The 12,445-nt window shown below is 69.4% G+C and carries 8 protein-coding genes; 5 read left to right on the forward strand and 3 right to left on the reverse strand.

Features of this window, described 5'->3' with window-relative positions:
* The first annotated feature begins 61 nt into the window (after positions 1 to 61).
* Positions 62 to 2,407, forward strand: coding sequence for an arylsulfatase (locus BM287_RS01525; protein ID WP_090034995.1), 2,346 nt, complete (start codon positions 62 to 64; stop codon positions 2,405 to 2,407).
* Positions 2,408 to 2,630: 223 nt separating this feature from the next.
* A complete protein-coding gene (locus tag BM287_RS01530; RefSeq protein ID WP_090034992.1) occupies positions 2,631 to 9,194 on the forward strand; it encodes a DUF7507 domain-containing protein in 6,564 nt (2,187 codons plus the stop codon).
* A gap of 365 nt (positions 9,195 to 9,559) precedes the next feature.
* On the opposite strand, the gene BM287_RS01540 is transcribed toward BM287_RS01530, so the two are convergent.
* Both BM287_RS01540 and BM287_RS01545 read right to left on the reverse strand, forming a co-directional pair.
* The gene (locus BM287_RS01540) at positions 9,560 to 10,204 is read right to left on the reverse strand and encodes a methyltransferase family protein (RefSeq protein ID WP_170857381.1); all 645 of its coding nucleotides are present in this window, start codon (positions 10,202 to 10,204) and stop codon (positions 9,560 to 9,562) included.
* Positions 10,205 to 10,260: 56 nt separating this feature from the next.
* On the reverse strand, positions 10,261 to 10,731 hold the full coding sequence (locus BM287_RS01545; RefSeq protein ID WP_090034984.1) for a MarR family winged helix-turn-helix transcriptional regulator: 471 nt from the start codon (positions 10,729 to 10,731) through the stop codon (positions 10,261 to 10,263).
* 183 nt (positions 10,732 to 10,914) lie between these two features.
* Between BM287_RS01545 and BM287_RS01550 the strand changes: the two genes are divergently transcribed.
* The 3 genes from BM287_RS01550 to BM287_RS01560 are packed head-to-tail and all read left to right on the forward strand — an operon-like array spanning position 10,915 to position 11,919.
* Positions 10,915 to 11,178: a hypothetical protein gene (locus BM287_RS01550; RefSeq protein WP_090034981.1), complete on the forward strand. Its 264-nt coding sequence runs from the start codon at positions 10,915 to 10,917 to the stop codon at positions 11,176 to 11,178.
* Positions 11,178 to 11,537 (forward strand): hypothetical protein, encoded by a 360-nt coding sequence (locus tag BM287_RS01555; protein WP_090034978.1) that lies wholly within the window; start codon positions 11,178 to 11,180, stop codon positions 11,535 to 11,537. Before BM287_RS01550 ends, BM287_RS01555 begins: the two co-directional genes overlap by 1 nt.
* Before the next feature lie 4 nt (positions 11,538 to 11,541).
* The gene (locus BM287_RS01560; protein ID WP_090034975.1) at positions 11,542 to 11,919 is read left to right on the forward strand and encodes a hypothetical protein; all 378 of its coding nucleotides are present in this window, start codon (positions 11,542 to 11,544) and stop codon (positions 11,917 to 11,919) included.
* A 69-nt stretch (positions 11,920 to 11,988) separates the two neighbouring features.
* Here BM287_RS01560 and BM287_RS01565 read toward each other — a convergent pair whose 3' ends face one another.
* On the reverse strand, positions 11,989 to 12,432 hold the full coding sequence (locus BM287_RS01565; RefSeq protein WP_090034974.1) for a hypothetical protein: 444 nt from the start codon (positions 12,430 to 12,432) through the stop codon (positions 11,989 to 11,991).
* Positions 12,433 to 12,445 lie beyond the last annotated feature (13 nt).

The raw sequence follows: 12,445 nt of genomic DNA on the forward strand, positions 1-12,445 counted from the left end.
CCAAGCGACTACGTCGTGGGGGATCATGCGGACGTTCCGTCGCATCTGAAGGGGGTTGCACATGACCGAGCGCACGCAGGGGTCCGTGATCGGGGAGCCGCTTCCGCCGGCCCGGACGCTGCCGTTCCCGCCGAAACGGTCCGGCAGCGTTGCCGGGCGCACCATGCAGGAGTCGACGTACTCGCCGCTCCCGCCGGAGAAGCACCTGAGACCGGACGCCCCGAACATCCTGCTGGTGCTCATCGATGATGCCGGTCCGGCGCTGCCCGCGCCCCTCGGGGGGAAGGTGGCGACGCCGACGCTCGAGCGCATCTGGCAGAACGGCATCGGCTACAACCGGTTCCACACGACCGCGATGTGCTCGCCGACGCGCGCCTCCCTGCTCACCGGCCGCAACCACCACCGCGTCGGCGCAGGCCAGATCGCGGAGTTGGCGAACGACTGGGACGGGTACTCCGGCCACATCCCCAAGAGCAGCGCGACCATCGCCGCGGTGCTCGCGCAGTACGGCTATGCCACCGCGGCCTGGGGGAAGTGGCACAACACCCCCGCAGAGGAGACGACCAAGGCCGGGCCGTACGACAACTGGCCGACCGGTGTCGGCTTCGACTACTTCTACGGCTTCCTCGCGGGCGAGGCGTCTCACTACGAGCCCAATCTCGTGCGCAACACCACCAGCGTGCTGCCGCCGAAGACCCCCGAGGAGGGCTACCACCTCAGCGAGGACATCGCGGACGACGCGATCGCGTGGCTGCGGGACCACAAGGCGCTCGCGCCCGACCAGCCGTTCTTCCTGTACTGGGCGACCGGCGCCATCCACGGGCCGCACCACATCATGAAGGAGTGGGCGGACAAGTACACCGGTGTGTTCGACGACGGCTGGGACGTCTACCGGGAGGAGGCGCTCGCCGGGGCGAAGGCCGCGGGCTGGGTCCCCGAGGACGCCGAGCTGACACCACGCCCCGAGTCGCTGCAGGGGTGGGACGAGATCCCCGAGCACCAGCGGCCGTTCCAGCGCCGGCTGATGGAGGTGTGCGCGGGGTTCGGCGAGCACGCCGACGTGCAGGCCGGACGGGTGGTCGACGAGGTCGAGCGACTCGGCTACCTCGACAACACGATCGTGATCTACATCTGGGGCGACAACGGTTCGTCGGGTGAGGGGCAGAATGGCACGATCAGCGAGCTGCTCGCGCAGAACCAGATCCCGACGACGATCGACCAGCACATCGCCGTGCTCGAGGAGCTCGGCGGCCTGGATGTGCTCGGCACTGCTCAGGTCGACAACCAGTACCACGCGGCCTGGGCGTGGGCGGGGTCCGCGCCGTACCAGGGGATGAAGCTGCTCGCGTCGCATCTCGGCGGCACCCGCAACCCGATGTTCATCCAGTGGCCGGAGCGCATCGAGCACGACCCCGTGCCCCGCACGCAGTTCCACCACGTCATCGACATCGTGCCGACGCTGTACGAGATCCTCGGCATCTCCCATCCGGAGATGGTGGCCGGCATCCCGCAGGACCCCATCGACGGCATCAGCCTCGCCTACTCCATTGACGACAAGGAGGCCTCCGGTCGCCGGCGCACCCAGTACTTCGAGATCATGGGCAGCCGCTCCATCTATTCCGACGGCTGGATCGCCTCGGCGCCCGGCCCGCGGATGCCGTGGGTTCCCGGGTCGCCTCCCGGCATCCGGACCTGGACGCCGGACCAGGACACCTGGGAGCTCTACGACTTGGAGCACGACTGGAGCCAAGCGCACGACCTGGCCGCCGAGCACCCCGAGAAGCTCGCCGGGCTGCAGGAGCTGTTCGCGATCGAGGCGGCGCGCAACGAGGCCCTCCCGATCGGCGGCGCCCTGTGGGTGCTGTCGATGCACCCCGAGGACAGGATCGCGCCGCCGTACACCGCGTGGGAGTTCTCGGGCGACACCGTGCGCGTCCCCGAGTTCTGCGCGCCCGCGCTCGGAACCCGGGCGAACCTCGTCGCGATCGAGGCGACGCTGGGAGAGCGGGCGAACGGTGTGCTGTACAAGCTCGGCGGCGCCGGAGGCGGCCTGACCGCGTTCCTCCTGGACGGGGTGCTCACCTACGAGTACAACCTCTTCCTCATCCAGCGGACGATCATCCGGTCGGCGGAACCCGTGAGCGCAGGAGACCACACGATCGAGATCGAGACGACCGTGCTCGAGCAGCGGCCGGCGTCGCCGCTGCGCGTCGAACTGCGCGTCGACGGCACCATCGTCGGCTCTGATACGGCCCCGGTGAGCATCCCGCTGCTGTTCTCGGCGAACGACTGCCTCGACATCGGCCGGGCCTACGGCGGACCGCCGTCGCGCGCCTACGCCGACCGGATGCCGTTCGCCTTCGACGGCGACATCAGCCGTGTGCACATCGCATACACAGGATCGTGATACGCCCGTACCCTCTCGCTCAGACCCTCACGAGGCACCGTCGGAACGCGCCCGCGGAATTCAGCACGTACTGGCCGGCGGGCCGGGTGGAGGCCGCCCGGAACCTGGTCCGGCCGGCGGCCAGGGTGAACTCGGGGTGAAAACCGGCCGGCGACCCTTTCCGTTCCAGTAGCTTGAGCCCGGGTCCGATCATTCTCGGCCCGCATTCGGCAGAGGGACTGGGATGAGTCGTCACAGCGAGAGGTCGCGCCCGCTCGGCCGCCACCGGGCACCCATCGGAGCATTGGCCGCACTTCGGGCGCCGTTCTGGCATTCCGGGGAGCCGACGGTCCTGTTCCGCGCGATGGCCGCCACGGCCGCCGTCCTCATCGCTGCGGCGTCGCTGTCCGCGCTTCCGCAGCCCGTCGCCGGAGCGGCGCAGCCGCCTGCGGCCAGCCAGTCGTCCAACGCCCTGTCGACCGTGTCGAAGTCCGGCACGGACACCTCCACGAACTCCACCGCCGTCTCGGGAGGTGCCGCAGGCACCGCCAACCCGGGCGACACCATCAACTGGGTCACCGACTACACGAACACGACGACGTCGTCGGCGCAAGTTCAGTGGAAAGACCCGATCACGGCCGGGCAGTCGTACGTTCCCGGGTCCCTTCAGCTGCCGCCGGGCATGGCACCGCAGTCCTCCACGAACGGCGGAGCGACGTACACCGCCGGCGCACCGGCAGCGGGTGCGACGGGCGTCGGCGCGACCGGGACCACCGATCCCGCCGCCTCGAAGACCTCGACGACGTTCTCGAACTCCGTCGCGAGCTTCAACACTCCGGGCGGCGACGGATACAGCGTCGAAGGCTTCGGCGGGAACATCTACACCGTCTACCACCACGACCCGACCACCTCGACGGTCTTCTGCTCCACCTTGGGCAATGCGATCTGCCCGGGCTGGACCGCACACGCCTCGTACGTCTCCCCGGCGGCGGGGACGCCGCTCGGCACGGGCCCCATCCAGTACACGACGGCAGGCGTCAACGGCTCCTTCATCAGCAACGGCTCGCTCTACTGGCCCGTGGAGGCCCTCGCTCCGACCAACGGCGTCTACCCCGTCGGACTGCAGTGCCTGAATCTGACCAGCCTCCTCAGCTGCGGGTTCACCCAGCTGGATACGGTGGCGATCGCGCCGGTCTCCGGGATGTACGGGCAGATCGCCGGCGACGGCATCCAGGCGGCCAACGGTCGCTACTACTACGCCGACACCAATGGCAACCTGCTGTGCTTCAACCCGGCGACCTCCACCAGCTGCGGTGTGACGAACGGCGGAATCGGCGCCGTGTCGGTTCCGGTCGGCTACTTCGCCGAGGTGGGCACCTACGGGAACTATCTGTACTTCACCTACACGACCGGCAACAACGACAACTACCTCTTCGGCTACAACATCGCCTCGGCCACCCCGACCGTGGTGACCGGCGCCTTCGTCGGGCCCACTCAGTCGGGTTCCCCGAGCGAGGTGCTTCCCGTGCTGTCCAGCACCGGCGCCGTGCTGGGGGCGTGCTCGGTCTTCCACGCCGCCACGAACACGGGATGCTTCAGCATCACGAACCAGCAGATCGCCAACCCGTACGCGCTGAGCCAGTACTCGTTCGGCCCCGGCTCGCTCGGATTCGGCACCGGCGTGACGATCGGGACCAAGTACTACATCACCTACGGCAGCACCTCGACACTGTGCTTCGACTTCGCGCTGCGCGTCGGCACCGGGCAGGTTCCCGCGTGCACCGGGTTCACCGGCCCCGCCGACTCGCAGAGCTACACGGTGCGTCCACTGGCGAACCTCCCGGGCTGCATGGCCGACAACGGCAACGGCGCCCAGATCGTCGTCTTCAACGGTGCCACCGGCGGCCCCTGCGTGACGGCGACCACGTCCGTGTCCGTGCAGGCTCCGAGCTGGTGCGACGGACAGGCGCACTCCCTGACCTGGGGAGTCGTGAAGTTCAACGGACTGTCCGGTTCGGAGTACTCGGGAGGCGCGTCCGTCACCGTCTCGGGAACGGCCGGTCCGGTCGCCGGCTTCAACGGCCTGACGCTGGCGCCCAACCAGACGACCCTCGACATCTCGTCGATCCCGGCGACGGGGCCGACGGCCAGCCTGACCGTGAGCGTGAACCTCTCGGGCGTCACCAACCAGGCAGCGGTCGCCGCCTCCACCATCTCTCTCACGCGCACCGGGGACACCTACTCGCAGATGTGCTACTCGACGACCGTGAACCCGGTCGTCTGCACGACATCCTCGTCGATCTCGAACGTGTTCACGGCGATCACGACCACCGGCGCCTCCGCCGACGCCCCGGCCGGCAATCCGACCGCGCCGACCCGGTTCACGGTCACGCCGACGGCGGCCCAGTGCACGCTCACGCTGACCAAGACCCCATCGGAACAATCGGGCCTGCCCGGCGACAAGGTGACCTACACGATAGCGGTCACCAACTCGGGCACTCTCGCCTACACCGCCGGCTCGCCCGCGACGTTCAGCGACAGCCTCGCGAACGTCCTCACCGACGCGGCGTACGGCAATGACGCGACCGCCTCGGCGGGTACTGTGAGCTACACCGCGCCGACGCTGTCCTGGTCCGGCCCGCTCGCGGCTGGTGCGACGGCCACGATCACGTATTCGGTCACGGTGAACAAGCCCGACACGGGTCCGCACAGCCCGGCGAACACGGTCGTCAGCACGCTGCCGTCGAACTGTGCGGCCGGCTCGACCGACCCCCGCTGCACTGCGATCGTTCCGATCTCCGACCTCACGATCGTCAAGTCGGCGAGCCCGAGCGACGCCGCCCACTTCACGGTCGGCCAGGTCGTGACCTACACGTTCCTCATCACGAACACGGGCGGCTCGACCCTGACGGACGTGCACCCGGTGGAGGGCGCGTTCAGCGGCTCCGGCACGATGTCCGCGCCGGCCTGCCCGGCGGAAGCAGCCTCCCTGGCGCCGGGTGCTCAGGTGGCCTGCACCGCGACCTACACGGTGACGCAGGCCGACGTGGATGCAGGAAGCATCACGAACGCCGTCACCGCCACCGGCACGCCGCCCTCCGGCCCGGACCCGGTCTCGCCGCCGTCCACGGTCACGATTCCGGCCCCGCAGACTCCGGCCGTGACGCTGGTCAAGTCCGCGACCCCGGCGACCATCACGGCGGCCGGACAGACGGTGACGTACTCGTTCGTGGTCACCAACTCGGGCAACCTGACCCTGACGAACCCCACCGTGGCCGAGAGCGCGTTCACCGGGAGCGGCACCGCACCGGTCCCGGCGTGCCCGCCGGCGACGCTGGTGCCGGGCGCGAGCGTGACCTGCACCGCGACGTATGTGGCGACGCAGGCGGATGTGGACGCCGGGTCGATCACCAACACGGCGGCCGCGACGGCAACGCCTCCATCCGGATCGCCCGTGACTTCGGGTCCCTCGACCGCGATCGTCACGGCCACACCGGCGCCGGCCCTGAAACTGGACAAGTCGGCCTCCCCGGCGACGGCGGGCGCGGCGGGTGACCCCATCGCCTACTCGTTCGTGCTCACGAACACCGGCAACACGACGCTGACGAACGTGACGGTGGACGAGGGCGCCTTCAGCGGGACCGGGACGCTGTCCGCAGTGTCGTGCCCGGCGGGCGCGGCGTCGCTGGCGCCGAATGCCAGCGTGACCTGCACGGCGTCATACACGCTCACCCAGGCGGATGTGGATGCCGGGAAGGTGACCAACACGGCCACCGCGACCGGCACACCGCCCACCGGGCAGGACGTGACCACGCCGCCGTCGACGGCGACCGTGACCATCCCGCCCGCCTCGAGCGTCTCGCTGGTGAAGTCGGCGACTCCGACGACCGCCGGCGAGGCCGGCGACCCGATCGCCTACTCGTTCGTGGTCACCAACACCGGCAACACGACGCTCGCAGACGTGACCGTGGACGAGGGCGCCTTCAGCGGGACCGGGACGCTCTCCGCGGTGACCTGCCCGGCCGGCGCCGCGTCCCTGGCGCCGAACGCCAGCGTGACCTGCACGGCGTCCTACACCCTGACGCAGGCGGATGTGGACGCCGGCCAGGTGACCAACACGGCTACCGCGACCGGCACGCCGCCGTCCGGTCCGGCTCCCGTCTCGCCGCCCTCGACGGCGACCGTGACCATCCCGCCTGCTCCCGGCATCACCCTGACGAAGTCGGCGACCCCGACCACGGCCGGAAAAGCCGGCGACCAGATCGCCTACTCGTTCCTGGTGACCAACACAGGCAACACCACGCTCACGAAGGTCACCGTTGACGAGAGCAGCTTCACCGGAACCGGAACGCTGTCGGCGCTGTCCTGCCCGCCGGCCGCAGCGTCGCTCGCACCGGGCGCCAGCGTGACCTGCACCGCGTCGTACACGCTGACGCAGGCGGATGTGGATGCTGGGAAGGTGACCAACACGGCCACCGCGACCGGCACGCCGCCGTCGGGGCCGCCTCCCGTGTCGCCGCCGTCGACGGTCGTGGTGACCATCCCGCCGGCCTCGGCTCTGACGCTGGTGAAGTCCGCCTCCCCGTCGGACCAGGCGCACTTCACGGTCGGGCAGTTGATCACCTACTCGTTCGTGGTGACCAACACCGGCAACACGACCCTGAAGGATGTGACCGTCACCGAGGGTGCGTTCAGCGGCTCCGGCACGTTGTCCCCGGCGACGTGTCCGGCCGGCGCTGCGTCGCTGGCACCGGGTGCGCAGGTGACCTGCACGGCGACCTACACGGTCACCCAGGCCGATGTGGATGCGGGAAGCATCACGAACGACGCCACCGCCACCGGCACACCGCCGACCGGTCCCACGCCGGTCTCCCCGCCGTCGACGGTCACCATCCCGGCTCCGCAGGATCCTGCACTGACCGTGGTGAAGTCCGCGACCCCGACCACGATCACTGCCGCCGGGCAGACCGTGAGCTACTCCTTCCTGGTCACGAACACCGGTAACGTCACCCTGACCGACGCCGGTGTCGCCGAGACCGCGTTCAGCGGAACCGGCGCCGCACCCGTGGCGACCTGCCCGGCCGGCGCGGCCTCCCTGCTGCCCGGGGCCTTCGTGACCTGCACCGCGACGTACACGGCGACGCAGGCGGACGTGGATGCGGGCTCGATCACCAACACCGCGATCGCCTCGGGCATCTCGCCGTCGGGATCGACCGTGGAGTCGGCGACGTCGAGCGCGACGGTCACAGCCACTCCGGCCCCGGCGATCTCCGTGGTCAAGTCGGCGTCCCCGTCGGACCCCGACCACTACACGGTCGGTCAGGTCATCACCTACTCGTTCCTGATCACCAACACCGGCAACACCACGCTGGCGGACGTGACGGCGACCGAGGGCGCCTTCACCGGCTCCGGCACCATGTCGGCGGTGAGCTGCCCGGCCGGGGCGGCCTCGCTGGCGCCGGCCGCGCAGGTCACGTGCACCGCCACCTACACCCTCACCCAGGCTGACGTGGATGCGGGCAGCATCACCAACGACGCGACCGCCACCGGCACACCGCCGACCGGGCAGAAGCCGGTGTCGCCGCCGTCGGAGGTGACGATCCCCGCTCCGAGCACCCCGTCACTGGCCCTGGTGAAGTCCGCCACCCCGTCCACGATCGCCACGAGCGGACAGACCGTCACCTACTCGTTCGTTCTCACGAACACCGGGAATGTGACCCTCAAGGACGTCATCGTGACCGAGACCGCGTTCAGCGGTACCGGCACCGCACCGGCGCCCACGTGCCCGGCCGGCGCCGCCTCCCTGGCGCCGGGCGCCAGCGTCACCTGCACCGCCACCTATGTCGCGACGCAGGCCGATGTGGATGCCGGCACGATCAGCAACACGGCGACCGCGACCGGAACGCCGCCCTCCGGCCCGACGGTGGACTCGCCGCCGTCGACCGCGGTCGTCACCATCCCGCCGACCTCTGCGGTGACTCTCGTGAAGTCGGCGTCGCCCTCCGATGAGGCGCATTACACGGTGGGCCAGCAGATCACGTACTCGTTCCTGGTGACCAACACCGGCAACACCACCTTGGCGGACGTGAACGTGGAGGAGGAGTCGTTCAGCGGCTCCGGGCCGCTGTCGGCCGTGACGTGCCCGGCGGGCGCCGCCAGCCTGGCGCCGGGGGACAGCATCACCTGCACCGCCACGTACACGCTCACCCAGGCCGATGTGGATGCGGGCAGCATCACCAACACGGCGACGGCGAACGGGACGCCCCCGACCGGGGCGGAAGCGGAGTCGACGCCGTCCACGGTCAGCATTCCGGAGATCCCCTCGCCGGCGCTCACCATCCTGAAGACCGCCGACACACAGACCGCCAGCCACGCCGGACAGGTGATCACGTACACGTTCCTGGTGACCAACACCGGAAATGTGACCCTGACCGCCGTCAAGCCGGTCGAGGGGACCTTCACCGGCTCGGGTGCGCTCTCCGCGGTGAGCTGCCCGGCGGCAGCGGGGTCCCTGATCCCGGGCGCCCAGGTCACGTGCACCGCCGAGTACACGGTCACCGCGGCCGACGTGGCTGCCGGGAAGAAGCTGTCGAACACCGCGACGGCCACCGGCGTGCCGCCCGAGGGACCGGCGATCGTGTCCGACCCGTCGGTGGTGGCCATCAGCACACCGGCCGCGCCGCCGGCTCCTGGGCTCGCCTCCACCGGCCAGCTGGTCAGTGGCTGGCTGGTCTTCGGCGCACCGACCCTGCTGCTGCTCGGCCTGGGCACCCTGCTCGTCGAACGTCGTCGGCGGCGCCGGGCCTGAACAGGAGAGACACCGTGATCCGCTTCACCGCCCGGCTGACCATCGCCGCCGCGCTGACCGGAGTCGCCGGAGTCGGCTGAGCCTCCCCTTCCTTTCGAAGGAGATCCGGTGCCGATTCTCCTTCGAATGGCAGTGCTGAAGGAGATTCGAACGCGATTCGTTCGACTCTCCGCGCCCGCGAGCTCGCGGCCACGGATCGCTTCCTTGGTCGTCGACCTCGCGCACCTCCCGCATCCGGTAACCGGGCGCCTGGACCCGCTCGCCGATGCCCATCCGGTCGGCGACCTCGAACCCGGCTCCGACGATCAGCACCTTCATGACGACCTCCTCGCCGTCCGTGATGCCCGTGGGTGCTTACACGCCCATCACCACACCAGGGGGATATAACGCGACGTCTTCGCGGCCCAACGATCGAACTCGTCGCCGTAGTGCGCCTCCAGCCGCCGGTCCAGGGCGGGGATCGCTGCGAACACGAAGCCGGCGGCCATGATCGCCGGGATCACCAGTGCGACCCAGGAACCGGTGACCGCCGCGAACCCGGTGAACAGGAGGGTGTCGCCCAGATAGTTGGGATGCCGGCACCAGCGGAACAACCCGAGCGTGTACAGGTGTCCCGCATTCTCGGTGCGGGCCTTCCATGCCCGGCGCTGCAGTTCGGAGAACGTGTTCATCCACGAGCCGAAGACGTAGAGCACGACGCCCAGCACGGTCCAGCCGTCGAGGGCGGCGCTCACCTGGGCGGCGACGAAGCCCATGGTGACGTGGATGACGAGCATCCAGCCGCCCACCAGTGCGGCCTCCGCATACGTCACCCGGCGTTGCACGGTCACATAGGTGGTGACGACCACCCGGAGCACGTAGACGACAGAGAAGGCGACCACGAGCCACGCGCGCGCGGGCGTCGCGACCGAGACCGGGCCGAGGACCAGGAAGGCGGCGCCCGCGGCACCGAGCATGTTCGCGCCCGTCAGCACCGCACGCGGGCCTGCGCTCGTTTCAGGACTGCTCACCGTCATCCCATCTCTTTTCCAGTGAAGTGGAGGCCGCGTCCCCGCGCGGCCCGGAGTCAGAGGCCGAGCGTCAGCAGGTCCTCCGGTGTCGGCTCGCCCGCAGCCGTCGAGAACAGCTCCAGGGCGGCGATGATCTGCTGCTGCTCGCCCGTGGTGAGCGAGGTGAGCACGGAGGCCACCTGGCGGCGCCGGCGCTCGGTGACCTGGTCGACGAGCCGGCGTCCGTTCTCCGTGAGATCCACGAGGATCTCCCGGCGGCTCTGCGGACTCTCCTGCCGCGCCACCCAGCCGCCGTCGACCATGCGGTCGATGGTCCGGCTGAAGGTCGACGGCACCGCGCCGACCCGCGCGGCCAGCGCCCCCATCCGCATCGCCCCGGACCCCGCAAGCACGACCAGTACCCGGAACTGGGGCAGGGTCACCTGCTCCAGCGCGTCCGAGACCGAGCGCGCGACGATCCCGAGCAGCGCGCGCGACGCTCGCAGCGTCGCCTCGGTCGCCTCGTGCGGGAAGCCGTGATTCTGCATGGTTCCTCCAGTGTTACCCTATTGATGCAATTCTGCAACAGTTGCATTTCTACATGATTGGAGCTTCGTGTCGGCCATTCCGGCGAGGACGGCGGCCGCGGCTGCGAGAGCGATGATTGCACCGAATAACCCGGTCGAGGATTTTGTATTGCAAAAAAGAGGCTTTTGTCATACAATTTAGGTATGGGAATCGAGTTCGCCCGAAGCGCCGGGAAGCATGGCATCTCGGAGCAGGATGCGCTGTACGCGGTGCAACATGCGGTGTACTCGAGCGACCGAGTGAAGGTCAATAACGCGGGCCGGCCGGGTGGTTCTCGTCGGGTGTTTGTTGGTCCGCAGCATGCCCAGACGGAACGGTTGATCGAGGTGGTTCCGGGCGGGTTCGTGGTCTATCACGTGATGCCGCTCGGTTCGTACTACCGGGCGCAGATGGAAGGAGAACGGTGATGGGGATCTCGGAGAAGGATCAGGACCGCTACGCCCACATGGCCGCGGTCGAGGAGGTTGTGGGCGGTCAGAGTGAGTCGGGCACGAGCGTGCATGGCACCGCAGCTGCAGCGCTCGGTCAGCAGTTCCTGCTGGACGCCCTCGGAAGCGTTGAGGAGGTCGAGCGCGCTGTCGGTAGGCCCCGAGTGGACAAGGCAGGTGCCAAGGGCGAAGGCTCACCGCTGGTGCAGGTGCGCATCACGGCCGCGCGCAAGCGTGAACTGGAGGCTCTGCGGGTGCAGATGCACCGGAAATCCACCTCGGATGTCGTACGGGCGGCGATCGACGAGTACGTCGAGCGACACCGCCTCAGCGCCTAGCGGGGTGCCGAGGAGTTTCGGCGCCGGCAGAGCAAGGGCTGATCCGGCTTCGCCGTCTCCCCGCGGGCAGCAGTCCTGGGGGTGGACCTTCTGGTTCCACATCGTCGAGGAAGACCCGGCCCGGCTGGCCGCCGAATGGCAGAACGCGTGGGAGCAGGCGCTGGTCTACACCACCGGCGCCGGCGGCCGCTGCGACACCGTGGCCGAGATCATGACCGACGGCGATTCCCTCGAGAATCCTGCGGTGCTGGCCACCGTCATCCCCGCCCGAGTGGTCGGCGATGAGCCTCTTGAACCGCACCGAGATCTAGCGGTCGTCGCCGACGACGTGCTCGTCGGATGGCTGGCATCCGCCGACGTCCTCCGTGCCGTCACCTCCTGACGACACCGCGACGGCGGCGCGCGCACTGCGACAAGCCACCGAAGAGGTCTCGCCCCACCGGGTCGAGGGTCAGCCCACTCCGCGGATCACGCAGAGGGTCTTCGGTGCCGCGGCGAAGGCGGGAGCGATGCTCCAGTCCTGCTTCTTGCCGGCGTCGACCGTGACCTTGGTCTGGCCGGACTTGATCACCGTGGCATGCTCCGTGGTGAAGAAGACGGTGATCGTGCGGGTGACGGGCTTCTTGCCAGGGTTGGCGATGGTCCCGCCGGCTTTCCACCCGGTGTCGGTCTTGGCACACGTGCTCAGCTGCAGGGTTGCACGGGCCGCCGGGTCGTTCGGGATGTCGGTCGGCAGGCTGGCCTCCTGCTGAACCCCGGCCGGCAGTCCTGGGATGTTCGTGGCCGCTGCCGTGCGGGTGGCCGTCGGCGCCGGAGCCGTGGATGTGCATCCGGCCAGCAAGGCACCAGCAGTCAGGACGATGGCCGCGACGGCGGCGGTTCGGAGGTTTCGCATGGATTTCTTTCTC

It is taken from the genome of Leifsonia sp. CL147, from assembly GCF_900114565.1.
Classification (GTDB): domain Bacteria; phylum Actinomycetota; class Actinomycetes; order Actinomycetales; family Microbacteriaceae; genus Leifsonia.

Bases quoted from the DNA above. Each gene is read 5' to 3' on its own strand.
- BM287_RS01545 (WP_090034984.1), bottom strand. From the start codon at position 10,731: ATGCAGAATCACGGCTTCCCGCACGAGGCGACCGAGGCGACGCTGCGA.
- BM287_RS01525 (WP_090034995.1), top strand. From the start codon at position 62: ATGACCGAGCGCACGCAGGGGTCCGTGATCGGGGAGCCGCTTCCGCCG.
- BM287_RS01550 (WP_090034981.1), top strand. From the start codon at position 10,915: ATGGGAATCGAGTTCGCCCGAAGCGCCGGGAAGCATGGCATCTCGGAG.
- BM287_RS01530 (WP_090034992.1), top strand. From the start codon at position 2,631: ATGAGTCGTCACAGCGAGAGGTCGCGCCCGCTCGGCCGCCACCGGGCA.
- BM287_RS01555 (WP_090034978.1), top strand. From the start codon at position 11,178: ATGGGGATCTCGGAGAAGGATCAGGACCGCTACGCCCACATGGCCGCG.
- BM287_RS01565 (WP_090034974.1), bottom strand. From the start codon at position 12,432: ATGCGAAACCTCCGAACCGCCGCCGTCGCGGCCATCGTCCTGACTGCT.